A 21,874-nucleotide genomic window follows, 5' to 3' on the forward strand; every position below is an offset into this window, starting at 1 on the left:
CGGTCACGCGTTGGGGCGGACGAGCACGCGCGCGACCCGGCCTGCCGCCATGTCGTCGAACGCCGCGTCGATGCCGTGCAGGTCCGTCTCCCGGCTGATGAGAGACGCCAGGTCCAAAGTGCCGTCGACGGCGTGCTCGTACAGGCGGGGCAGGTCCCGGTCGGGATCGAGCGAGCCGGCCACGCAGCCGGTGATCGTACGCGCGAAGTGGAACAACTCCAGCGCCGAGAACTCCACCTTCTGGTCCTTGCCCCCGATGCCCACGATCGTCACCCGGCCGCCGCGGCGGGTCATGCCGTAGGCGTCCCGGATGGTCGCCGCCAGCCCGACGCAGTCGAGGGCGTGGTCGGCGCCCCGGCCACCGGTGAGCGCGCGCACCCGCTTGCGCACGTCGGGCCCCGCCTCGAGCGTCTCGGTCGCCCCCAGGGAGCGGGCGAGGTCGAACTTGCCCGCCTCCCGGTCGACGGCGATGATCGAGCCGGCTCCCGCCAGCCGTGCCCCTTGTACGGCGGACAGGCCGACGCCGCCCAGGCCGATCACCACGACCGAATCACCCGGGCGTATGCCGGCCGTCGTCCACACCGCGCCCACGCCCGTGGTGACCGCGCACCCGAGCAGGGCGGCCTGGCTGAACGACAGGCCGTCCGGCACGAGCCGGGTGGCGGCGGCGGGCAGCACGGTCTCCTGGGCGAACGCCCCGGTGGACAACCCGGGGAACAGGTCTGTCCCGTCGGCGTCCGAGCCGTGTGGCCGCGTGCTGCGGTCGGCGGCGTGCTCGCAGAGATGGGCCTCACCGTGCAGGCAGTACCAGCACGAGCCGCACGGCGGATTCCACACGCTGCTGAGCGGTGACCAGCGGCCCCAGCGTGTCGCCGGGCCGATAGCGGCCGATGAACTCGCCGACCCCGGCGACATCGGCGTACGCGAGGCCGCCCTGCCGGTCATGGCCGAGCTCCGCGACCGCGTCGGCGAGTCCGTGCACCTGGCGGCGCGGGAAGGCTTCGAAGTGGTGATCATCGAGAGGATGGAGTCGACCCAGCCCGTACGCATCCATTGGCCCGTGGGCAAGCGCTCGCCCTGCCACGCGACCGCGAACGGCAAGCGATCCTGGCCCACCTGAGCCCGATCGAGCTGGCCGAGGCGTTGCGCGGCACGCTCCCCGAGTACACGGAGGCGACGATCACCGACCGCGACGCGCTCGAGGCCGAGCTGGAGGTCGTCCGGACGCGCGGTTACGCCGTGGCCGACCGCGAGCTGCGCGACGACATCTTCTCCGTGGCCGCGCCGATCTTCTCCGGCCGCACGCCGGTCGCCTCCCTGAGCGTGTTCCTCCCCCGCACCGCCGCCCGGCCGACGGCGGCGCCGAACTGGGCGAGCGCGTCAAGCAGAGCACCAGGCAGATCAGCAGGTCATTCGCCGCCGACTGAGGCCGACCGCAGCCTCTCGGCCAGCACCCGGCAGCGTGTCCCGAGCTCCGGAGGGTCGAGCACCTCGAAGTCGTGCCCCAGCACCAGCACGTGCATGAGCACGAAGTCGAGATTGGCGCCGCCGCTGATCACCTCGCAGCGCTCGCTGCCCCGCGGCCGTACGACGGCGGCCGACGCCGAAACCTGCGCGCGCACCGTCTCGGCCGGCGCGTGCACGAGGAAACGCGCCTGGTGCGGGTAGACCCGGCTCGCCACGCCCTCCTGCACGTACGTCGCCGCGTCGGGCGCCGGGCGCGGGCGGAAACGCCAGGTCCGCGCCGACACATCGGCCATCCGGTCGACGCGGAAACTGCGCCAGTCGTCGCGGTCGAGGTCGTAGGCGAGCAGGTACCAGCGCCGGTCGGAGGTGACCAGCCGGTACGGCTCGACCCGCCGCCGTCGCACCTCGTTCCCTGACGGGTAGTCGAAACCGGCCTCGACCTCGTCGCGGCAGGCTCTGGCCAGCGTCATGAGCACCTCGGGGTCGACCGGCGTACGTCCTGCGCCGAAGGAATCCACCGAGCCGGAGAGCGCCCGCACCTCGTGCCGCAGCCGGGTCGGCAGCACCCGGTCGAGCTTGGTCAGCGCCCGCAGCGCGGCGTCGCCGGCCACCGCGCCGCTCGCGCCGGCCAGCAGCGAGACCACGGTGGCGATCGCCTCCTCGTCGTCGAGGAGCAGCGGCGGCAGGTCGTGCCCGGGGCCGAGCTGGTAGCCGCCTCCGACACCCTGGGTGGCGTGCACCGGATAGCCGAGCGCGCGCAGCCGCTCGACATCACGCCGTACGGTGCGCGGCGTGACCCCCAGCCGGTCGGCGAGGTCCGGGCCGGTCCAGACCTGGCGCTGCTGCAGCAGCCCCAGCAGGGTGAGCACCCGCTCCGTCGTACCGCGCTCCGCACCGTTCATGACACTCCAGCCTGCCAGACGATAGCGGACCGATCCTGTCCGCCAGCAGTGCCAGAGTGCCTCCATGAACGCAGACGAACTCGACTGGAACCGGACGCTGCGTGAGCAGATCCAGTTCCACTGGAACCATCAGCTGCGGCCCCGGCTCGACGGCCTCACCGACGACGAGTACTTCTGGTCGCCGGTGCCCGACGCCTGGAACGTGTGGCCGCGCGGCAGCTCGACGGCACCCATGCAGGCCGGCTCCGGTGACTTCACGATCGACTACGCCTTCCCCGAGCCGGTACCCACGCCCTTCACCACGATCGCCTGGCGACTCGGTCACGTCATCGTCGGCGTGCTCGCCGCGCGCAACGCGGCGCACTTCGGCGCGCCGCCGGCGTCGTACGAGACCTGGGAGTACGCCGGCACCGCGGCCGGCGCGCTCGACCAGCTCGAGACCCAGCTCGACGCCTGGCTGGCCGGGGTGCGGGAGCTCGGCGAGGCCGGGCTGCGGGTCCCGGTCGGCGAGAAGGAGCCGTACCCCGAGGCGCCCATGGCCGACCTGGTGCTGCACATCCACCGCGAGCTGATCCACCACCTGTCCGAGGTCTGCCTGCTGCGCGACCTCTACCTGCACACGAACGGGAGCGCCCGATGAGCCGCCACATCCAGGTCACCTTCGACGCCCACGACCCTCGGGCGCTGTCGTCCTTCTGGCGCGACGTGCTCGGCTACGTCCACCCCGGCCCGCCCGGCGTCGACCTGCCCGAGGGCGCCGACCCGCTGGCCGCGTGGGACGACTTCCTCGCGCGGGCGGGCGTGCCGGAGGACCGGCGCAACACGGCCTCGGCCGTCGAGGACCCGGACGGGCACGGCCCGCGGCTGTTCTTCCAGCAGGTGCCGGAGGACAAAACCGCCAAGAACCGCGTCCACCTCGACGTCCGCGCGGCTCCCGGACTGGAGGGAGCGGAGCGGATGGCGGCGCTGGAGGCCGAGTGCGACCGGCTCGTCGCGCTGGGAGCGACGCGGGTACGCCGCCACGAACCCGCTCCGCCGATGAGCGCCGGCTTCATCGTGATGACCGACCCCGAGGGCAACGAGTTCTGCCTCGACTGAGGGTGGCTGCTCGGCGTGCCGGCCGAACCAGGAGGATCATTGGACGGGCTCAGTCGCCATCGTCCTCCCTGCTGACCCGGCGCAGGGCCTCCCGCAACCCGTGCGGGGTGGCGGTGAACGTACGGCCGGCGCCGGGATCCTCGCGCAACTCCTTCACCAGCGCCAGACAGAGCAGCAGCATGACCACCACGAACGGCAACGCGACCAGAATCGTCGCCTGCTGCAGCGCCTGCAGCCCGCCGGCCAGCAGCAGGACCAGCGCGACCGCCCCGACCAGCACACCCCACATCACGACCAGGGTCCTGGGCGGATGCAGCGAGCCCCTGGTGGAGAGCGAACCGAGCACCAAAGAGGCCGAGTCCGCGCTGGTGATGAAGTAGAGCGCCACCAGGACCGCCGTGATCACGGTGGTGAGCAGGCTGAGCGGCAGGGCGTCGAGGAGCGCGAACATCGCCGCCTCCGAACCTTCCGCGAGTTTCCCGGCGAAGTCCGCCGCACCCGTCAGCTGCAGCCACACGGCGCTGCCGCCACTGATCGAGAACCAGAGCAGGCTGGCGCCGGACGGAATCAGCAGCACGCCGACGACGAACTCACGGATCGTACGGCCCCGGGAGATCCGGGCGATGAAGGCGCCCACGAACGGCGCCCAGGACACCCACCACGCCCAGTAGAAGAGAGTCCAGTTGCTGAGCCACTGCTTGTCGACGAATGCGCCCGTCCGTGAGGCCATCGGGAGCAGGTCGTTCAGATATCCTCCGAGCGAGGCGGGGATCAAATTGAGGATCGCCACGGTCGGGCCGAAGACGAAGATGAACGCGGCCAGCAGAGCGACCAGATAGACGTTGAGGGTGCTGAGAATGCGCACGCCGTGATGCACCCCGGTGGCCGCCGAGAGGACGAACCCGGCCGTCAGCACGACGATGACGACCACCTCCAGCCCCCGCCCGCTGATCCCGAACAGCTCGTTGAGGCCGTACTCGACCTGGAGCGCGCCCAGCCCCAGGCTGGTCGCGGTGCCGAAGGCCGTGGCCACGGTGGCCAGCAGATCCAGCGCCCGCCCCACGGCCGGCCTCGGCCGGCCCCCGAACAGCGGGGTGAACGCCTCGCTGAACCGGTTCCCGCGCCCCATGCGGAAAGTGGAGTACGCCAGGGCCATGCCGGTTACGGCGTAGATGGCCCAGGGGTGCAGGGTCCAGTGGAACAGGGAGTACTCCATCGCGGTCTGCGCGGCCTGAGGCGAGCCCGGCCTGAGACCCAGACCGGACGGCGGGCTGAACAGATGCGTCATGGGTTCGGCGACGCCGTAGAACATCAGCCCGATGCCCATGCCGGAGCTGAACATCATCGCCGTCCAGGCGAGGTTGCTGAACTCCGGCGTATCGTCGTCCCGCCCGAGGCGGATCCGCCCGAACCGGCTCAGCGCGAGCACGACCGCGAGGACCAGGAAGAAGTCGGCGGCCACCACGAACAACCAGCCGAAATTGCCCACGACCCAGGCGAGCGCGGCGTCCCCGGCCGTGGTGAGCGACTCGGTGAAGAGCGTCCCCCACACCAGCACCGCGAGCAGCAACCCCACGGCGATCCCCACCAGCGGGAGATCGGCTCCCAGCCGACGCATCATGCCTCCAGGGTCACTACTCCGAGTGAGATCAATAATCCCCTTTGTGACATAGCGCCAACCATGCCGAGCGGCACCGAGTGAGCATGATCGAGGAGCCTCTGACCGGCGGAAACAACGCATCGCACGTCGTACGCGTCGGCGACACGGTGCGCCGCGCCCGTGACGCGGCGACCGCGCTCAGATCCTTCTCCCCCCGCCGTCGTCCGGTCCGGCTGGGTCAGCCCTCCTCCGGCCGGCGCATGAGCACGATCCGCCCGAAATTGGTGGGGACCATACGGTGCGGCACCAGACCGGCGGCCTCAGCCTCGGCGACCAGCTGCTCGGCGGTCGCGGCGAACGGCACCCGTTGCCCCTCGTAGACCAGGCGGCGCAGAGCGAAGGGGACCCGCTGGGCTTCGTCCTGCGGCTCGCTCTCCATTTCCTGGATCATCAGCAGCGCTCCCGGCTTCAGAGCTCGCCGGATCATGCGCAGCGTCCCGGCCCGGAAAGGCTCCGGGAAGAACGGCTGAGCCCAGAAGCAGGCGTCGAAGGCGTCCCGCTCGTCGAGATCCCGTGCGTCCATGCAGCGCACCTCCACGCGGTCCGCCACCCCGAGGTTCTTGGCGCGGTTCTCCGCCTCGGCCGCGACTGCGGGCACGAGCTCGATCGCCACCGCCCGCATGTTCGGGAACATCGAGGCCGAGGCCAGCGTCGCGCCGGCCACCCCGCAACCGACGTCGAGCAGCCGGCCATCGCGGACCGCGTCGGCGTACTCCGGGACTTCGGCGTACAGATGCTGGAAGACCGCTTGGGTGACCGGCGTGGGCCGCCCGCCGACCACCTTGGCGATGACCAGCGCGTCGGCGTTGCCGAGCCGCACGTCACCCGCGTCCTCGGCCGCCGCACGCACCAGCCGGATCATCAGCTCCGCCCTGTCGAGCACGTTGCCGAGGTCCGTCATGGCATCGTCGGCCGACAACTCCGCGTAGGCCGGGCTCAGCCGGACCTGTCCGTCGTGTTGCTCGACGAAGCCCAGGGCTTCCAGAGCGCCCACCACGTTCGCGACCCTGTCGACCGGCAGGCGGGAAAAGGCGGCCAACTGGTCCAGGCCGCGCGGCTCCGCGAGAAAGGCCGTCCATCCCCGCTCGTGCACCAAGGTCAGCAGGGCCAGGGCCTGCGCGCCGGTCGCGAGCTCCTCCACGCGGCTCTGCGCCGTACGGGCCAGTGCCAGACGCCCCAAAGCGTCGTCAGTCATCGTTCGTCCCCCGACAATCAACGGTGTTTCCGCAGTACGCAGGCGCGATGCCAAGCGCTGAGCGGCACTGTAGCCCGCACCGAAACGCCGACTCGCCGCGCCCCCGACCATCCGCACAGATCATGCCCGTTGCCGGGGATCACACAACAGGCGACACAGCGTCGTGCACTCCGACGAATCGGGTGCCGGTATCCACGCGGCATCGCGCGACGGAGCCCTCGACACCGAGTCCGCCCTCGAACTGGCCTGAAAGGCACGCGCTGGAGCGCGACGTTCACACCCGAGAGATCACCGGCACGCTGCGCCTGGTCACTCCCGGCCGGGACTGCGTCGGTCATCCCGAACGCACACCGTCGCGCCGGTCGGTGCACCGCCCTGATCACGCGCACGCGACGGGGCCGAGACGATCGATGAAGATCCCGGTCGGCCCGTCCGCGTCGATCGTCGCGAGCCTGACGATCGAATCGGTGCCCTCGGTGACCGTCAGCTCGCCGGTGTGATGGTTCATGTCGGTCGCGGCGAATGTGCGATGGGCGGGTCCGCCGCCTGCGGCAGGGGCAGGAACGCATGCGTGACCCTGATCGGCCCGTACACGTCGGTGTCGTGGACGGAGTGAATTCCGTCGGCCGGCGCAACACCCTTTCCCGGCGCCCCGGCGTTGTCGATGAGCACATCGAGCCGATCGGTGTGCTCCTGAACGAGCCGTACGGCGTCGGTCACCGACTTGTCCGAGGTCACGTCCAGCTGGACCGTCACCACGTTGACGCCATCGGCGGTCAGCTTCCCGGCAGCCGCGCGTCCCCGGCACGCCGGCGGTCTTCTCCTTGGCGATGTGTGACACGGCCCCTCGATGTCACAAATCGGCCGGATCTGTCGTCTGGTGTACGGGATCCAGGGATCCGGAGCTCCGAGGAGGACGGACCATGCCAACAGCCCGTAACAGAGCGGCGTTGAGCCGCCTGCATGACGCGACGAACAGCGGCGACGCTGAGCTCATCGCGAAGACGATCGACGAGGTCGCCGACCCGAACCTGATCTTCCACGCGCCGGTGCCGGCCGGCGCAAGCGGAGCACAGGCCCTCAAGCAGGTATGGACGATGCTCCTGCGCGCGTTCCCCGACATTCACGTCACGGTCGAAGACGTGATCACCGAGGGGGACAAGATCGTGTGCCGCAACACGGTCACGGGGACCCATCTGGGCGACTACATGGGCCTCCCGCCAACCGGCAAGTCGATCACGTACAGCGAGATCTTCATCGTCCGCTTCGCAGACGGCCGCCTCGCCGAGGTCTGGGGCGTCGTCGACGTCGCCGCGCAGATGCGCCAACTCGGCCTGCTCGGAACGCCATAGGCAGCGAGATCGCCAACGCGGCGAGCTCCTATGTCACCTCGAACCCCGCAAGTGAGATCTTCTCCCACGCGACGTCGCCGAAGGTGACGCCGAACAGCTCACGCATCGCATCGTCCCCGAGGCTCGTCGCCTCGTACGGGTCGGGCTCACCGTCGCCATCCAGGTACGGAGCCTCGAAGGGCAGCGGTTCGCCGACGAGTTCGGACACCCCGTCACTGCCGGAGGCGCTGAACGAGCGCCGCAAACCACCGTCGCCGTCCCAGATCGCGTACGCGAACCAGTCACCCCCGCTGTGCGTCGCGACCAGGTAGGTCGTCCGGCCCGCGGCCTCGTCCAGGAAACGCCGGTCAAGTCCGGACGGCTCCACGAGGAACGCTTCCTCGGTGCACACGATGGCGAGGCCGGGCAGGCACGCCGCGTACACCCGGCCTTCTTCGGGCGCGGACTGATGGAGCAAGGTGCCGTCCCCCGTCTCACTGATCCGCCGCCCAGGATGCAGCCGCCGGACGAGCGCACCGGTCGCCTCCCGATCAAGCGGCGGCGCAGCCGCCAGGATCGGCCGAGGGTCGCCCTCCGCGTACACCAGCATCCAGGCCTGACCCCCATCGGCACCCCTCTCGACCACGACATCCCGCCGACGGCACCCTAGAACCCGCCACCGACAGAACGTGGCGCAATCACCTTCAGTGCGAGGCGATCATGAAACCACTACCGATCAGAGCGAACGTCACGCCTTCGCCATCAGCACGGATGTCCTGGCCGCTGACAAAGCAACCGCTCATCACGGGACATTTGTGCGCAGCCCGAGCACAGACCAGGAGCCTTGGGGCCGGCGGAGATTCATGAATCGACGAGGAAACCGCACCGGCCCCGCTTCACGCCACGCTGACCCGATCGCCCTACGAAGAAGGCCGGCGCACCATGAATACGTCCACCTCGTCCTCGGTCTCCACCGTGAACCCATACCGCTCGTACAACCGGCGCGCCGAACTGCCCTGCAACACGTTCAGCCGAACCACGGCGTCCTCGCGGTCACACCCTTCCAACATCCTGCTCAGCACGGCAGAACCGATCCCCCTGCCCTGCCAGGACGGCTCCAGATAGAAATGCTCCAGCCAACAGGCGTGCTCCGCCGGCCGCAGCGCCACACACCCGGCCAAGGCTCCATCCACCTCGATCATCCACGTGTGCTCCGGCGTGAACGCGTCCCGCAGCCGCTGCCGCACCCGCTGCTCGTCGTACCGCCCGAGCCGCTCAAGATCCGGCCTCAGCACCACGGCGCGCAGCTCGGCCACCGCCTCAACATCCGCCACCGAAGCCGCCCGAAGCCCCCAGTCCGCCACGACCGGGATGCTATCCCCCAGGACCGGCCCGCCGTCCGCTCCCCCGCGGTCAGATGGACATCCAGCAGTAGAGACGGTGCCCCCGCCGCCTGGTCCGCGCCGCCAGGTCGCGCAAGTCATGAAGTGGTTGGTGGAGAAGGCTGGGATCGGCCAAACCATGGAACTCTTCTATCTCTGACCAAGGCCCAGCCACGGCAATGAGCCGCTCATCGGTAGCCGCCGCGAGAACCGCGGTGAACTCGTCGGCGATGGTGACCACGCCCTTCTCCCCGGACTCCTCGAACCTCACCGCGGAAACACCCTGGCGCTCAGCGATTTCGTCGTAGGACTGGCCGACCAGCAATGCTTCGAGCTTTCCCAGCATCACGGACGGGTCGATGCCGTTGAGATCGATGTTGTCCTTCTGCTCCGCGCCGGGCGGCGGAAACGCCGGCCCCCCGACCCAGTCGACAACGGCGGCTGCCTCCTCGTCCGTGGCTGCGCTGAAGTAGTCATACAGAACTCCCACGAGGGGAGAGTGTGCCAGGGATGCGTACTGGCGTGATGCACAGTGCGGGGCTCAGGGACACATCACGTTCTGCCTGCCACCGGGCATGCGCCGCCGGCCTTCAGGACACCTGCCCGGCCCGGCACCGGGCGCCTGCCGTTATCTTTCTCCATGGGCACGGAAGACGTGCCTGTCCGCGGCTTTCAGCAGATCGGAGGTGCGGAGCGGAATGACTTGTCAGCTCCAAGCGCTCTGCTTCGATGCGCACGACCCGCCACGTCTCGCGCGCTTCTGGGCCGGCGTCCTGGGCTGGGAGATGACCGACGACGCCCAGGACGGCGTCGCGCTCCTGCCGAGCGATGACACCGGGTTCCGGATCCGATTCCTTCCGACCCAGGAGCAGAAGACCGGCCAGAACCAGATGCACTTCGATCTGACGAGCACGTCCCTCGAGGACCAGCAGCAGACGGTGGCGAGGGCGCTCGGGCTCGGTGCCCGGCACATCGACATCGGTCAACGCCCGGAGGAGGGTCATGTCGTGCTCGCAGACCCTGAAGGCAACGAGTTCTGCGTCATCGAGCCGGGCAACAACTTCCTCGCCGACTGCGGATTCATCGGAGCGCTCGCGTGCGACGGTTCGCAGGAGGTCGGGTACTTCTGGAGCGAAGCGCTGGGCTGGCCGTTGGTGTGGGATCAGAACCAAGAGACCGCGATTCGCTCGCCACACGGCGGCCCCAAGGTCACCTGGGGCGGTCCGCCACTGACGCCGAAGACCGGGAAGTACCGGCTGCATTTCGACCTCGCTCCACCCGCCGGCGGTGATCAGCAGGCGGAGGTCGACCGGCTCGTCTCCCTGGGGGCGACGCGCATCGACATCGGCCAGGGCGACGTCAGCTGGGTGGTCATGGCCGATCCCGACGGCCACGAGTTCTGCGTTCTGCCTCCGCGATAGCACGAACAGGGTCCGAGCAGCCCGGCAAGCGCGTCGTCTCGGTGCCTGATCTTCGTTCGGGACTCATGCGCGTTCAGCTCCGGCGTATGGGTCGCCGCCGCGCCGACTCACCAGCATCCGCCTGAGTACGCATACTCATGCGCCGTTCTGGTGGCCTTCCTACGCTTCGATCATGTTGTCGAAGTCGCCCGCCACCGGCCTGTGGTTCGTGTGGGCAGCCGCCGCCGCGGCCGCAGCCACCGCCGGTCTCCGGCTGTGGCGGGCCGTCCGCCCGGCCGGCAACGACCGCTGGAAACTGGTGGCCCGCCAGCCGTCCGTCACCTACGGAAAGGTCATCGCCACCGGTGAGAACGATGCCTGGGCCTTCGGCTGGGACATCCTCGGCATCGCCGCCTGGCTCCCCGTCGTCGACGGCCCACACCGCATCACAGCTTTTCACTGGGACGGCGAGCGCTGGGAGAAAAGCGACTTCCCGGTCGGCGTCGGCAGCCTCGGCTCGGTTGCCGCGTCTGCTCCTTCCAACGTGTGGGCATCGGCCAGTGACCAGGACAGCAGCTACCTCCTGCGTTGGGACGGAAGCGCCTGGACGATCGTTCATAAGCCGCACGGTGCGGGCGGGATCCTCGCGGTCACCGCTGACGACGACGTGTGGATCTTCGGCCGCTACCAGGCCTGGCACTACGACGGCGCCACGTGGGTGGAACAGAGCCTGTCGTTCTGCCCCTTCCGGGTCAGCGCCCGCTCCGCCTCCGACATCTGGGCCCTCGACGGCATCACCCGGTGCGTGCACCATTTCGACGGCGAGGTCTGGACCCGAGGCGACGTGACCCCGGCGCTCCCGACGGCGCCGCCTCCGTCCGACGAGGTCCCGCCCGGCCCGCTCGTCCCCCGGCTGACCGCCGTCAACTCCGATCCGTCCGGCATCTGGATCACCGGAGAGATCGGGATGTCCGTACCGGACAGGCTCTGGTTGGCGTAGCGAGCACACCTCCGCGACGGCCGGCCGCATGATCCGTGGCGTCCCGCCGGTCCCTGACGGCAGGGGCGGCCACTGGTTTCTCGGCTCCACCGATCTCAACGGTTCCGACTCGGCCCTCGCCCACCGCGACCTCTACGGTCACTGGACCAGGGTTCCGGCCGGAGGCGAACTGACCTCGCTGTCGGCCGTCCCCGGCGGCCCGCTCCTGGCCACCGGACGGATCGGCAACGCTTCGGGCGTCTTCGTGATGACCGCCCCGACAGCCTCCGAAACGCCGTGAATGACAGGCCGGCAAGCACCGTGGCAAGGGCTGGCGGGGCTGAGGCTGCGGACCACGATCCGGCATGAGCGCCTCGTACGCTGTGGTCACGCCGGTCGAACCGACTGGGAGCGCGCCATGACCAGTTCAGCGGGACTTGAGCGAGAGAACGCGATAGTTCTGGATGCGGGTTCAGGCATTATTGGGTCTCATTTCTCCTGAGGTCATCGCCATCGCAGTCCGCGTGGAGAGTGATCGCATGGAATTGCGCTTCTGGGTTCGGCGCCGCACCAGCGGGCTCGACGAAGACATCACGGATGCGATTTTCGAGCTTGATGCTCTTCTCTCTGGAGAAGGTCCACTCATCGAGTCACGAATCCATCATGGGCCGCCTGATCCGACCATGCTGCGTTCGTACGGTCGGATGATCTATTGGGCGAAGTGTCAAGCAAGACCGTGCTGCCCGTCCCGGGGTCAAGGCCGGCGATCGGCCACGCCACGATGATGCCTGTGGGGATTGACGGGACCCATGGTCCGTTCGTAGCGTTTCTTAGGTAATCCCGCCGACGTGCGCAAGCATTTCCTACGCGACCGGTCCGGCCACGGATATTCCCCGCACATGCCACAACCAGGCGGACGCGACACTGGCGAGGAAAAGTCCTATCGACGCCTCAGAAAGCCTGCGACGAACTGGAGAACGGCGCGGAAATCGGCAGGCACGCCTGGCCGTGGCCCTGCTTTATGTGATCATGAGCATGCCCATCGGCGGATGGGCTGCCCGAGTCCCCGACGTGCGCCGACAGGTGGGCGCGGACGACGCTCTCTGGGGACTGGCCAACACCATCCCGAGCGCCGGCAACATCATCGGGCTCTGCGCGATCGTCCTGCTGGCTGGGCGCGTCCGTAGCCGGCTGCTTGCCGTTGCGGGAGCCGGCCTCGTCCTTCTGACCGTGCCTTTGACGGCCTTGTCGACCAGCTTTCCCTCAGTGGTGCTCGGCCTGACGACGTGGGCCTTGGTCGCCCACATCATGGACATCCCCATGGGCGCACTCGCGCTCGAAGTCCAACGCCGCTACCGCAGGCCTCTCATGGGCGGTTTCGATGCCTGTTTCGGAGCGGGGACGCTGATCGGCGGAGTCACCGGGACGTTCTCGGCAGCCCTGGACGTGCGGCCATGGATGCAGTTCGCCGTCACAAGCGGAGTGCTCGCACTGTGCTTGGCGGCGGTGGCTCGATGGCTGCCCGAGGACAGCAGCAAGGGAAACGGCACGCTCCGGATGTCGCTGCGGAGAAGGTTCAACCGCCGGATGCTCCCGATCACCGCGATGGCGTTCCTGTCCGGGTACGTGTCCGAGTCGGCAATCCTCTGGAACGCCATCTATGTGTCCGACACCATGGGTGCGGGCTCAGTCGCCGGAGGGATGTCCTACACCGCCGCCGCCACCGCCGGCACCGTGGCGTTGCTGGCCGTGGACCGAGCCACGGCACGCCTCGGCATTGTCCGCGTCGTCCGGATGTCCACGCTGTTCGCGGCGGCGGGATTCGGTGTCTGTCTCGTGATCAGCAGTCCCGTGGCGGCGGTCACCGGGTTCGTCCTGCTCGCGGTCGGGATGTCCGGCGTGAATCCGAGCGTCTACACGCTTGCCGGGAGCCAGGAGGGTCTGTCGTCGAGCGAGGGGGTCTCGATGGTGGAGATCGGGCAGATGCCGGGAGCCGCGATCGCTGCGCCGGCGCTGATCGGCGCCTTGAGCGGCGCGATCGGGCTCCGCCTCGCCTTGGCATCCATCGTCATCGCGGTGTTGCTGCTCAGCGTGCTGGCGGGACGAGTCCGATACGCCAACGGCTAGCTGCGCCCGGCTGCGAGGCTTGAATGCGATGGAAGCCCGGCGAGCCATCAGGCGCGCAGGGCCACCGGCGGGTGGGGCGCATGGGTCGCCGCCACCCGGCCCGCACTCGGTGATCGAGCACCTCCCACCGAGCAGTACACGGCCGTCTACTACGCTTGACACACCCCAGTCAACTCGCCGGAATCAACCGCTGGGATCTCCATCGAACTCGGGGCCTTCAGGTGGGATGCGTATACACGTAGGCGTCTGTGGAAGGTTGTCATGAACACTCGATCGTTCCGTTTCGGGGTCAGTCTGCTCAGCGTCGGTTCCTCACGATCGGCCTGGCGTGCGCGAGTCCGGGAGGTCGAGGATGTGGGGTTCGACGTCCTGCAGGTGCCCGACCACCTCGGCATGGTGGCGCCGTTCCCTGCGCTGGTGGCTGCCGCCGATGTGACCAGCATGCGGCTGGGGACGTACGTGCTCAACGCCGGCGTGGTGAGCCCCGCCTACCTCGCCCGGGACGTGGCCGACACATACCGGCTCACCGACGGCCGGCTCGAGCTCGGTCTGGGAGCCGGCTACGTGCCGGAGGAGTTCGTGGCGGCGGGCTTGTCGTATGGCACGCCGGGGTCGCGTCTGCGCAAGCTCGAAGAAGTCCTCACGGAGGTTCGGGAGCTGCTGGCGGCCCAGCCCGACATGCCGAGACCGCCGATCATGCTGGCCGGTGCGGGAGAGCGCATCCTCACGCTGGCCGCGCGTAGCGCCGACATCATCAGCTTCCCGATCGGGGCCGGCTTCGGCGCGGGCACCCCGGAGCAGGCTCTCGATGCCCGCGTTCAGCATGTCCGGGACGCAGCAGGCGAGCGGATCGCCGACATCGAGCTGAATCTGTTCGTGGCCGGCGTCGGCAACCGCGTGGCCGACATCGATCTCTCGGTGATCAGCGCGGCCTCGGGCATGTCGCCTGAGCAACTGGCCGAGCTGCCTGGCGTCCTGGTCGGCTCACCGCGGCAGATCGCCGACACCCTGCTGCGTTACCGCGACGAGTTCGGCATCAGTTACGTCAGCGTCCTGGAGGATCACATGAAGACGTTCGCCGAGGTCATTCCACTGCTGCGGTGACCGCGGACGTTCGTCGGGCACCCTGCGACACCATTGCCACACCGTCTCGACAGCACCGGCGAAGACACGAACTCCTGGGTCGATCCCGCGGCCGTCTTCGTCCGGGACTCCAAGAACAGCGGTGGAGCGGTCCTACAGTTCGAGCCGGAGGAGTGGGCCTACTTTCTGGAGGAGATCAAACGCTGAGCCCTTGGGATACGCAGCTCGCGGCCCACGGCCGTCGACGGCGTCCGGGAGGGTCGCAGCATCTGTAGGGTGCGGAAATGACAAGAAGCGAGCGGCTCGCGGAGCAGCTGGACCGGCACTGGCGCAAGAACCTCCGGCCGCGGCTGGACGGTCTTACCGATGAGGAGTACTTCTGGGAGCCGGTGCGCGGCTGCTGGAGCATCCGGCCACGTCGCACGTCGGCCGCACCGATGTCGGCAGGTTCGGGAGAGTGGACGGTGGACTCCGCGTCCCCTGACCCGGTGCCGGCGCCGGTGACCACGATTGCCTGGCGGCTGGCGCACATCATCGTCTCGTGCCTGGGGTATCGGGTCGGATGGCACTTCGGCGGCCAGGACGTCGACTTCCAGACGTTCGCCTACGCGGGGACCGCTGACGAGGCGCTAAGACAGCTCGATGAGATGTATGGGAGATGGAACGCGGGGGTCCGCGAGCTCTCGGACGCTGACCTGGACAATCCGCCCACGGTGGGGCCCGAGCAGTTTCCCATGGAGGGCATCGTCCTGCACGTCAACAGGGAGCTGATCCATCACGGTGCCGAGATTTCTCTGCTGCGCGACCTCTACCGCTGGCAGGACGGAGCCGTACCGCGCCGAATATGACTTTTCGGTAACCGGCGATCGAGCTTCGGAAACTTACTGGACTCCGTGACGCTCCGTGGCCGCTGCCGCCGCGAGGCTTCACGATCTCTGACCGCCCTTCTACCTGCATGTTCGAAGGTGGCGAAGATCTACACCCTGTCGGGCGCGACAGAGCGGCACTTCCGTGCGCTGGTCCTGGTGGCCACTTTCGACAGTTCTGCTGGGGCCGAGCACAGGCAGCACCACGAGCGTGGCGTGCGGCCTGGGTGATCTGCCGACGTCCGCGGGTGGGGTGTCACCTGGTGCCAGACACTGCGGCTCAGGATCAAGCAAGCGGTTGGATCCGGTCCCACGCGCCGACGAGGTATCCGCGGTCCAGCACGGCGTTGGGCAGGACGAAAGCGAACGATCCGCCTACTTGGCGATACCGCTGAAAAGCGCGTGTGACGCGGCTCTCATGCCCCGCAATCCAGCGAAGCCGGCCAGCAGTCATGCCCGCCACCGGCCTCGACGCCGGCAACGCGTGATTTCAAGATCCAGTAGACGTCTTGAGCATCTTCACCTGCTGGTCCTACCGTCATGGCCATGCGACAGATCGATGACCCGGACGTGCTCAAGGTCTTGACCAGCCGGTTTCGGGTGAAGCTCTTCAGCCTCCTCTTCCGGATCGGCCCGGTCACGGTGAGCGAGCTCGCCAGGCGGATGAATACCGACCCCGGCCAGGTCAGCTATCACCTGCGGCACATGCAGAAACACGACCTGATCGAGGACGTGCCGGAGCTCGCCCGGGACAGCTGTGAACGCTGGGTGCGGCCCGCCATGGGCGGGTGGGCATTGGCGGACAGTGACTTCGAGGCTCCGGAAGCCAGAGCCGCGTTGCAGGCGTGGACTTCACAGTGGGTGATCGACCAGTTCGAGCGGCTGCGCGACTTCGAACGCACGCACATGACGCTTCCCGAGGACTGGCGCAACGCGTCCTTCGGAAGCAGCCACCACCTAAGGCTCACCAAGGATGAGCTCGCGCAGCTCGCCGACCAGCTCCATGCCGTGTTGCAGCCGTGGCGCGAGCTGACCAGATCGCGCGTCGAATCGAGCGAGGCTCCGCCGGACACTCGCCCGATCTTCATCTTCTACCACGCATTCCCCGAAGAACCCTGAGGAGCTCTCCATGTATGCCATGCATGAGGAGTGGGGCCGCGCGTACCTCGCTGAGCAGCGAGCCGAGGCCGCACGGTTACGCATGATCCCGCCGCACTCGCGCCGGCCTGCACTGCTGCGCCTCCGCGGCCGGTTCGCGATCACCCTCCGCCTTCTCGCCGACCACCTCGAACCCGCCTGATCGCACCGGCTCCTGAAGGCCATCTGCAACACGGCGGTAGAGGACGGACTGATCACGTCCGATCAACGAGTGGCTGTGACCAAGCGCCTCAACACGCGAAGCACGCCTCGCAGGTCGTCGCCGTCCACCGTGACGGTCGCGGCCGCCCGGGCTCCTGCCGAGGCGTTGAACGCCACGCTCAACTCGACGGACGCGAACAGTGGCAGGTCCGAGCGGCTGTCTCCAACGGCTCCGCACGAGTGGGGCGCCAACCCCAGCTCTTGGGCCAGAGCGAGGGCGAAGTCTCGTTTGTCGTACTCGTCGAAGTGGCGGGCGACACGGCCCGTGAACCGGCCGTCGGTGCTCTCCAGCCGAGGTCCACTGAAGGAGTGGAAGCCGAAGCGGTCAGCCAGGTAGCTGCCGACCGGTGACCAGGCCAGGGTGGCCAGCACGGGCACCAGCCCGTTCTGCCGGCACCAGGCCACTGTCTCCGTGATGCCCGAGACCAAGGGCAGCCCGTCGAGCCAGCCGGAGACCCGATCTTCGGGCACGCCTTCCCAGGCCGCTGCATCCAGCTCGGAGACCTGCCGATTGTCCAGGACGCCGGCGGCGTAATCGTCCTCGGCCTTGGCCAACGCGTCCCGATGGCCGAGGAAGCCGGCCAGGAAGACCGACGAGCTTGTCCCTGGGACAAGGGTGCCATCGACATCGAAGAACACAGCGCCGACATGATCAGACGAGAACACCGGTAAAGGATGTCACCACCATGCGGAGTGCCGGTTCGGGCCCTCACGCGTACTTCCGATACTGATGACCCGGCGATCAGCCCGCGATCCAGTGCCTCCTGCGCGACGCCCGCCCTCTGTCCGCCTGACGCTCCTATGTATACGGGTGAGCGGCGGCAGATCGTTTAGGGTCAGCGTGTGCGTGTTCGCCAATATGTCTACTTCGCCCTGAAGACCGAGACCAGGAAAGCCACGGAGATCACCGCTCGGATCGGGCTTGAGCCGGACGAGACCACAGTCCGCGGCAGTCGGACAGCAGAGCCGCCCCGTCCCGTTGCGCATGCATGGAAGATCGTGTGTCGCGAGCCAGGGCTGACGATCGACGAGATGATCGCTCACGTGGTCGATCGGGTTGAACCGTTCAGCCAGGCCGTTGGCCAGTTGGCGGAGGAACTGAACCAGGACCAGGGTGATGATGGTTCGTGCGCAGTTCTGCAGGTGGTCCGTTACCTCGACGACGAAGACGGTGAGGAAGAGGACTTGTGCTCGCCCCAGCAGGGCTTCGAGAAGATAGCGGGGCAGCATCAACTGCTCGGCTGGCATCTGGACCGCCGAGTGCTGCAGTTCTTGATCTCGACCCGCGCTGAGCTGGACGTGGACGAATACGGGTGACGACTCCTGCTCAGCAGAGGTCTGCGAAATCACGCCCAGACAAAATCAAGCCCAGATCCCGAATTGAACCGGGCTTTTACCGTGAGATCGGGTGACGGAAATCGAAGCTGTCAGCTTGCGAACTGCAAGGATTACTCGACGTCGCGGCTCGGAGCCAGGCGGGATACCGGTCACGAGTGACCGTGATCGACCCCTCGTCTCCAGGGTTGATGGCCCGACAATGACCTCGGAGGCTCGTAACGCATACGCTGATCGTCATGGGAGACGGTGAGGCATCTCTGCGTCTGGAGGACGTGGCGTCGGCGTTGGAGACGACTCTCACCGCCCTGAGGGCTGTGGGCGCCGACCCGATGTACCGCGTGGGTGGCACAGGTGCCGCTCTGTTGCAAGGCGTTCAGCTCCCCGTCGGGGATGTCGACCTCTTGGTGGCTCGACGGAAGGACGTGGACGCGTTCGCTGCCGCCCTTTCGCCCTTCCCCTGCCTGTATACGACATCTTGGCTCCCCGAGAGTTCGCAGTATTTCACTAGGTACGAGGTGAACGGGGTCCCTTTAGAAATCAGCACGGTTGAGCAGGAGACCGATTCCGATGGGATGGAGTGCATTGGTCGTGGCCCGTGGCAACACTACGTCCTGATCAAGTGCGGCTCGTATCGTGTTCCTGTGGTGCGCCTGGAACTGCGGTTGGCCACAGAACTCTTGCGTGATCGGCCCGATCGATACGAGCCTCTCCTCGACCACTTGGCGGCGCAGGGGTTCAATGCTGATCTTCTTCACAGGGCTATGACGGCTCGCGGTCTTTCGATGGAGCGACAGCACTTGGTCAACGACCGCCTAGCCCATTCCTCTCCCGGCTCCCGGTGGCTGCCAGGGACCGGCGACTAGCGCCCGTGATTCGGGTCAAGGGTCGCGCTTGCTCCATCGGTGAGTGGTAGGTAGGGCAGGTAGATAGGGTCTACTCCATGCGCGGCATGGTCACGATTCGCGAGGCGAGACCCGGCGACGGGGACGTCCTCGGCGAGATCCACGCGACCTCCTGGGGCATCTCGCACGGCCCGTTGTGCACGCCCAAAGTGGCCGCCGCCGGGATCCAGGAGCGACGCACCAAGTGGCACGCCATCCCGGACGAGGGCAACAACACGATCCTGCTCGCGCTCCTGGACGGTCGCCCGGGCGCCTTCGCCCGCTTCGGAGACTCCTCTTCCCGCTTCGGCCTGGCGGAGATCCACACCTTCTTTGCCCACCCGGACGTCTGGGGCAGCGGCCTCTCGGCGGTCTTGCTGACCGCCACCCTGGACCAGCTGCGGGACGCCGGATATGACCGCGTGCATCTGTGGACCCTTCGGGACTCAGCTCAGGCTCGCCGCTTCTACACCAAGAACGGTTTCACCGAGACCGGCAGGAGACACGACCACGACTTCGGCGAGGGCCCTGCTCTAGCCCTGATCGAGCTTGAACGAGCCATGCCCGGCCCTGACCTGTAAGCCCCTTCATCGCGCGGAAATCGAACCTGCTCATCACGAGTTCGGTCGCGGACATGCTTCCCGACCTCGGCGGCGGAGACCCGGGTAGGTGATCATGGTGCCGAGCGCGCGGAAATAGGTGACGTCGTGATCGGAGGACAGCCTCAGGATCCCTGATCGGATCCGGGAACGGGACGCAGCGGGGGCCGCTTGGTTCAGGGCCTGGTGGGCTCGGTGCTCGTCATAGAACCGTTCGTAGTCGCGCAGGGCGTGACGCAGGTGACGTTCGTTCCAAACGCTCCCGAACACGGCCGGACGTCCACCGATCCCGGATGGGCGGCGTGATCTGGTGGTCCGGTTGGCCAGACAGAATCCCCCGCGCCGGGCTCGGGACCATCCGTGCCATGGCGCGGCCCTGGCCGAAGCCGGCTGATCCCGGCAGAGTTACTCCTCGCCGTCCGGATTCGCCAGGCGATCGGCAGTGCGCTGGAGATGGCGGGTCATGACGTCGCGTGCTCGTTCGACGTCCCGCTGCTCAATCGCCTCAACCAGCTCGAGGTGTTCGTGGGCTCCCCGAAGGCCCATCAACGGCGCGGCGACCTGTGCCTGCTGGAGCGACATGAGCAGGGGGCCGTGGAACGTGTGCACCAGCATCTCGATCGCCGGATTGTGCACGGAGGAGGCGACCCGCACATGGAAGGCCGCCGACATCGCCATGGTGTAGGAGCCGTTCTCCAGCGCGCTGAGACCCTGATCGACCAGGACGCGCAACTCCGCGACGTCCTCTTCGGTGGCGCGCTCCACCACCAAGGGAAGGATGCCGAGCTCGACGACCATGCGGGCTTCTGTGACGTCGAGGGCGGTCATCGGGGTCAGGGTCAGCAGCTCCGCCAGCCCCTTCCCGACGCGTTCGCTCGACGGACGGGTGACGAAGGCGCCGCCCCGCGCCCCGACGCGGATCTGCACCAGGCCACTGGCCTCGAGTACGCGGAGAGCCTCACGGACGGTCACTCTGCTGACCCCGAATCGCTCGCACAGATTCCGCTCACTGGGCAACCGATCACCAGGGACGAGCTTGCCCTCCCTGATCAGGAGCCGCATCTGTTCAACGATGACCTCGGAGATGCGATCGACGCTCACCGGGCTGAACAGGTCGGCGGTGCTCCTCTTGCCCGGCGTCCCGTCCGATGGCCCCACTGACGCATTGGCCATGCCGGCGCCCCCTTCACGATCTCGTCCGTCGATCTCGCTCGTCCCCGCCTACATGCTACCAAGTAATGGTCTAACCAATTCCTAGGAAGTCCACGAGCACTATCGAAATTGCGCCCGTGTCGAGCTCTTCGCGACACCGCGAGCGGAGAGCGGTCATGAAACGGCCACCGGCCCTGCGTCATGGCGACTTCACCCTCTACTGGTCGGTGTCGTCGTCGCCGCTCTGGCGGTGCCGGCCTCGGCCGGCTACGGCGTCGCCACCCTGGCGCCGGCCCGATCGCCCTGGTTGCCGCTCGCACTCACGTCCCGCCTGCTGAGGCGCTTTCGACGCGCTGGCGACGACGATACGCCAGGCGGCGGTGCAGCTGGTGGCTCCGGATGCGATGCGGAGCCGGGTGTCGGCGATCTACCAGATGGCCTCGCGTGGCGGGCCCGCGTTGGGCGATATCGACATCGGCCGGGTCGCCGGTTTCCTGGGTCCGGTCGCCGCGTCGTCCTTGGACAGCTTCGTCTCGATCGCCTATGCGGGCCTCCACTACCTGCGCGGCAGCAGGTCCGCCGATATTCCGCCGCCCAGGTCCCGGCGGAACAGCCGTAGGCAGCCCACCTCGGCACGTCAGCTCTCGCGCGTGGCACAGGTTGACCTACCCGATACCAACCTCGGTATATTGGTTAGGCCATTATCCCGGAAGGAGTCGTACGTGCCGAAGGTCGTCTACGTCAACGCCAAGGGCGACGAGCGCGTCGTCGATGCCGCAGTCGGAGAGACGGTGATGTCCGCCGCGGTCCGCAACGGCGTGCCGGGGATCATCGGCGAGTGCGGGGGTAACAACTCCTGCGCCACGTGCCACGTCTGGGTGCGCGACGACTTCGCCGATCAAGTCGCAGGCCCCGGCGACCTCGAGGACGATCTGCTCGACCTCGGTGTCGAGGACCGACGCGCCACCAGCCGGCTCGGCTGCCAGATCGAGATCACCGACGATCTCGATGGCCTCGTCGTCGAAGTGCCGCCCAGCCAGGCCTAGCTTCCTCTT

General features: G+C 67.9%; 28 protein-coding genes and 1 pseudogene. 17 read left to right on the forward strand and 12 right to left on the reverse strand.

Annotation, left to right across the window (positions count from 1 at the left end):
* Positions 1 to 3: 3 nt before the first annotated feature.
* On the reverse strand, positions 4 to 837 hold the full coding sequence (locus tag ACIBP6_RS39315; protein ID WP_397059312.1) for a zinc-binding dehydrogenase: 834 nt from the start codon (positions 835 to 837) through the stop codon (positions 4 to 6).
* Positions 791 to 1,054, reverse strand: a complete 264-nt coding sequence (locus tag ACIBP6_RS39320) for a hypothetical protein (protein WP_397059314.1) — start codon at positions 1,052 to 1,054, stop codon at positions 791 to 793. Before ACIBP6_RS39320 ends, ACIBP6_RS39315 begins: the two co-directional genes overlap by 47 nt.
* Here ACIBP6_RS39320 and ACIBP6_RS39325 point away from each other — a divergent pair.
* A pseudogene (locus ACIBP6_RS39325) lies at positions 944 to 1,281 on the forward strand (IclR family transcriptional regulator); the annotation flags it as partial. The gene ACIBP6_RS39320 and the pseudogene ACIBP6_RS39325 overlap by 111 nt on opposite strands.
* Positions 1,282 to 1,409: 128 nt before the next feature.
* Here the strand turns inward: ACIBP6_RS39325 and ACIBP6_RS39330 are convergent.
* The gene (locus ACIBP6_RS39330; protein WP_397059316.1) at positions 1,410 to 2,369 is read right to left on the reverse strand and encodes a helix-turn-helix transcriptional regulator; all 960 of its coding nucleotides are present in this window, start codon (positions 2,367 to 2,369) and stop codon (positions 1,410 to 1,412) included.
* Between the two features lie 64 nt (positions 2,370 to 2,433).
* Here ACIBP6_RS39330 and ACIBP6_RS39335 point away from each other — a divergent pair, with 64 nt between their 5' ends.
* A complete protein-coding gene (locus ACIBP6_RS39335) occupies positions 2,434 to 3,009 on the forward strand; it encodes a DinB family protein (RefSeq protein WP_397059317.1) in 576 nt (191 codons plus the stop codon).
* Positions 3,006 to 3,467: a VOC family protein gene (locus tag ACIBP6_RS39340; RefSeq protein WP_132610595.1), complete on the forward strand. Its 462-nt coding sequence runs from the start codon at positions 3,006 to 3,008 to the stop codon at positions 3,465 to 3,467. The genes ACIBP6_RS39335 and ACIBP6_RS39340 overlap by 4 nt, the downstream gene beginning before the upstream one ends.
* Before the next feature lie 49 nt (positions 3,468 to 3,516).
* On the opposite strand, the gene ACIBP6_RS39345 is transcribed toward ACIBP6_RS39340, so the two are convergent.
* From ACIBP6_RS39345 to ACIBP6_RS39360, 4 genes are all read right to left on the reverse strand, one after another.
* Positions 3,517 to 5,088, reverse strand: a complete 1,572-nt coding sequence (locus ACIBP6_RS39345) for a BCCT family transporter (RefSeq protein WP_397059319.1) — start codon at positions 5,086 to 5,088, stop codon at positions 3,517 to 3,519.
* 217 nt (positions 5,089 to 5,305) lie between these two features.
* Entirely contained in the window at positions 5,306 to 6,322 is a 1,017-nt protein-coding gene (locus ACIBP6_RS39350) for a methyltransferase domain-containing protein (RefSeq protein ID WP_397059321.1), read from the reverse strand.
* A gap of 379 nt (positions 6,323 to 6,701) precedes the next feature.
* Positions 6,702 to 6,830, reverse strand: a complete 129-nt coding sequence (locus ACIBP6_RS39355; RefSeq protein WP_397059323.1) for a hypothetical protein — start codon at positions 6,828 to 6,830, stop codon at positions 6,702 to 6,704.
* The gene (locus tag ACIBP6_RS39360; protein WP_397059325.1) at positions 6,827 to 7,078 is read right to left on the reverse strand and encodes an SDR family oxidoreductase; all 252 of its coding nucleotides are present in this window, start codon (positions 7,076 to 7,078) and stop codon (positions 6,827 to 6,829) included. Before ACIBP6_RS39360 ends, ACIBP6_RS39355 begins: the two co-directional genes overlap by 4 nt.
* Before the next feature lie 167 nt (positions 7,079 to 7,245).
* Here ACIBP6_RS39360 and ACIBP6_RS39365 point away from each other — a divergent pair, with 167 nt between their 5' ends.
* On the forward strand, positions 7,246 to 7,674 hold the full coding sequence (locus tag ACIBP6_RS39365; RefSeq protein WP_397059327.1) for an ester cyclase: 429 nt from the start codon (positions 7,246 to 7,248) through the stop codon (positions 7,672 to 7,674).
* A gap of 28 nt (positions 7,675 to 7,702) precedes the next feature.
* Here the strand turns inward: ACIBP6_RS39365 and ACIBP6_RS39370 are convergent, their stop codons facing one another.
* From ACIBP6_RS39370 to ACIBP6_RS39380, 3 genes are all read right to left on the reverse strand, one after another.
* Positions 7,703 to 8,263, reverse strand: a complete 561-nt coding sequence (locus tag ACIBP6_RS39370; protein ID WP_397059329.1) for a DUF6928 family protein — start codon at positions 8,261 to 8,263, stop codon at positions 7,703 to 7,705.
* A gap of 310 nt (positions 8,264 to 8,573) precedes the next feature.
* Positions 8,574 to 9,017 (reverse strand): GNAT family N-acetyltransferase, encoded by a 444-nt coding sequence (locus ACIBP6_RS39375; RefSeq protein WP_397059331.1) that lies wholly within the window; start codon positions 9,015 to 9,017, stop codon positions 8,574 to 8,576.
* A gap of 49 nt (positions 9,018 to 9,066) precedes the next feature.
* On the reverse strand, positions 9,067 to 9,525 hold the full coding sequence (locus ACIBP6_RS39380) for a hypothetical protein (protein ID WP_397059333.1): 459 nt from the start codon (positions 9,523 to 9,525) through the stop codon (positions 9,067 to 9,069).
* A 208-nt stretch (positions 9,526 to 9,733) separates the two neighbouring features.
* Between ACIBP6_RS39380 and ACIBP6_RS39385 the strand changes: the two genes are divergently transcribed.
* The 9 genes from ACIBP6_RS39385 (at position 9,734) to ACIBP6_RS39425 (ending at position 16,790) form a co-directional block, all read left to right on the forward strand.
* Positions 9,734 to 10,456, forward strand: a complete 723-nt coding sequence (locus ACIBP6_RS39385; protein WP_397059335.1) for a VOC family protein — start codon at positions 9,734 to 9,736, stop codon at positions 10,454 to 10,456.
* Between the two features lie 172 nt (positions 10,457 to 10,628).
* Complete coding sequence (locus tag ACIBP6_RS39390) at positions 10,629 to 11,435, forward strand: hypothetical protein (protein WP_397059337.1); 807 nt, start codon at positions 10,629 to 10,631, stop codon at positions 11,433 to 11,435.
* Positions 11,436 to 11,463: 28 nt separating this feature from the next.
* Complete coding sequence (locus ACIBP6_RS39395) at positions 11,464 to 11,715, forward strand: hypothetical protein (RefSeq protein WP_397059339.1); 252 nt, start codon at positions 11,464 to 11,466, stop codon at positions 11,713 to 11,715.
* A 707-nt stretch (positions 11,716 to 12,422) separates the two neighbouring features.
* Entirely contained in the window at positions 12,423 to 13,541 is a 1,119-nt protein-coding gene (locus ACIBP6_RS39400; protein WP_397059341.1) for an MFS transporter, read from the forward strand.
* Between the two features lie 261 nt (positions 13,542 to 13,802).
* Positions 13,803 to 14,645: a TIGR03621 family F420-dependent LLM class oxidoreductase gene (locus tag ACIBP6_RS39405; protein WP_397059343.1), complete on the forward strand. Its 843-nt coding sequence runs from the start codon at positions 13,803 to 13,805 to the stop codon at positions 14,643 to 14,645.
* A gap of 33 nt (positions 14,646 to 14,678) precedes the next feature.
* Positions 14,679 to 14,831 carry a DUF397 domain-containing protein gene (locus tag ACIBP6_RS39410; protein ID WP_397059345.1) on the forward strand — a complete coding sequence of 51 codons (153 nt, stop codon included), beginning with the start codon at positions 14,679 to 14,681 and terminating at the stop codon, positions 14,829 to 14,831.
* Between the two features lie 77 nt (positions 14,832 to 14,908).
* The gene (locus tag ACIBP6_RS39415) at positions 14,909 to 15,472 is read left to right on the forward strand and encodes a DinB family protein (RefSeq protein ID WP_397059347.1); all 564 of its coding nucleotides are present in this window, start codon (positions 14,909 to 14,911) and stop codon (positions 15,470 to 15,472) included.
* 564 nt (positions 15,473 to 16,036) lie between these two features.
* Positions 16,037 to 16,609: an ArsR/SmtB family transcription factor gene (locus ACIBP6_RS39420; protein ID WP_397059349.1), complete on the forward strand. Its 573-nt coding sequence runs from the start codon at positions 16,037 to 16,039 to the stop codon at positions 16,607 to 16,609.
* Positions 16,610 to 16,619: 10 nt separating this feature from the next.
* A complete protein-coding gene (locus ACIBP6_RS39425; protein ID WP_397059351.1) occupies positions 16,620 to 16,790 on the forward strand; it encodes a hypothetical protein in 171 nt (56 codons plus the stop codon).
* Between the two features lie 62 nt (positions 16,791 to 16,852).
* Here ACIBP6_RS39425 and ACIBP6_RS39430 read toward each other — a convergent pair whose 3' ends face one another.
* The gene (locus ACIBP6_RS39430; protein ID WP_397059353.1) at positions 16,853 to 17,515 is read right to left on the reverse strand and encodes an HAD family hydrolase; all 663 of its coding nucleotides are present in this window, start codon (positions 17,513 to 17,515) and stop codon (positions 16,853 to 16,855) included.
* A 177-nt stretch (positions 17,516 to 17,692) separates the two neighbouring features.
* On the opposite strand from ACIBP6_RS39430, the gene ACIBP6_RS39435 reads away from it, so the two are divergent.
* The 3 genes from ACIBP6_RS39435 to ACIBP6_RS39445 all read left to right on the forward strand — a co-directional run bounded on the left by ACIBP6_RS39435 (position 17,693) and on the right by ACIBP6_RS39445 (position 19,649).
* A complete protein-coding gene (locus ACIBP6_RS39435) occupies positions 17,693 to 18,166 on the forward strand; it encodes a DUF4279 domain-containing protein (protein ID WP_397059355.1) in 474 nt (157 codons plus the stop codon).
* Positions 18,167 to 18,423: 257 nt separating this feature from the next.
* On the forward strand, positions 18,424 to 19,050 hold the full coding sequence (locus ACIBP6_RS39440; protein WP_397059357.1) for a hypothetical protein: 627 nt from the start codon (positions 18,424 to 18,426) through the stop codon (positions 19,048 to 19,050).
* Between the two features lie 77 nt (positions 19,051 to 19,127).
* Positions 19,128 to 19,649, forward strand: coding sequence for a GNAT family N-acetyltransferase (locus ACIBP6_RS39445; protein WP_397059359.1), 522 nt, complete (start codon positions 19,128 to 19,130; stop codon positions 19,647 to 19,649).
* Positions 19,650 to 20,072: 423 nt separating this feature from the next.
* On the opposite strand, the gene ACIBP6_RS39450 is transcribed toward ACIBP6_RS39445, so the two are convergent.
* On the reverse strand, positions 20,073 to 20,840 hold the full coding sequence (locus ACIBP6_RS39450; RefSeq protein WP_397059361.1) for a FadR/GntR family transcriptional regulator: 768 nt from the start codon (positions 20,838 to 20,840) through the stop codon (positions 20,073 to 20,075).
* Positions 20,841 to 21,199: 359 nt separating this feature from the next.
* Between ACIBP6_RS39450 and ACIBP6_RS39455 the strand changes: the two genes are divergently transcribed.
* A complete protein-coding gene (locus tag ACIBP6_RS39455; RefSeq protein ID WP_397059363.1) occupies positions 21,200 to 21,865 on the forward strand; it encodes a 2Fe-2S iron-sulfur cluster-binding protein in 666 nt (221 codons plus the stop codon).
* Positions 21,866 to 21,874: the final 9 nt, after the last annotated feature.

Origin of the sequence: Nonomuraea terrae, assembly GCF_044465245.1 — a bacterium.
In the GTDB taxonomy this organism is placed as follows: domain Bacteria; phylum Actinomycetota; class Actinomycetes; order Streptosporangiales; family Streptosporangiaceae; genus Nonomuraea; species Nonomuraea terrae.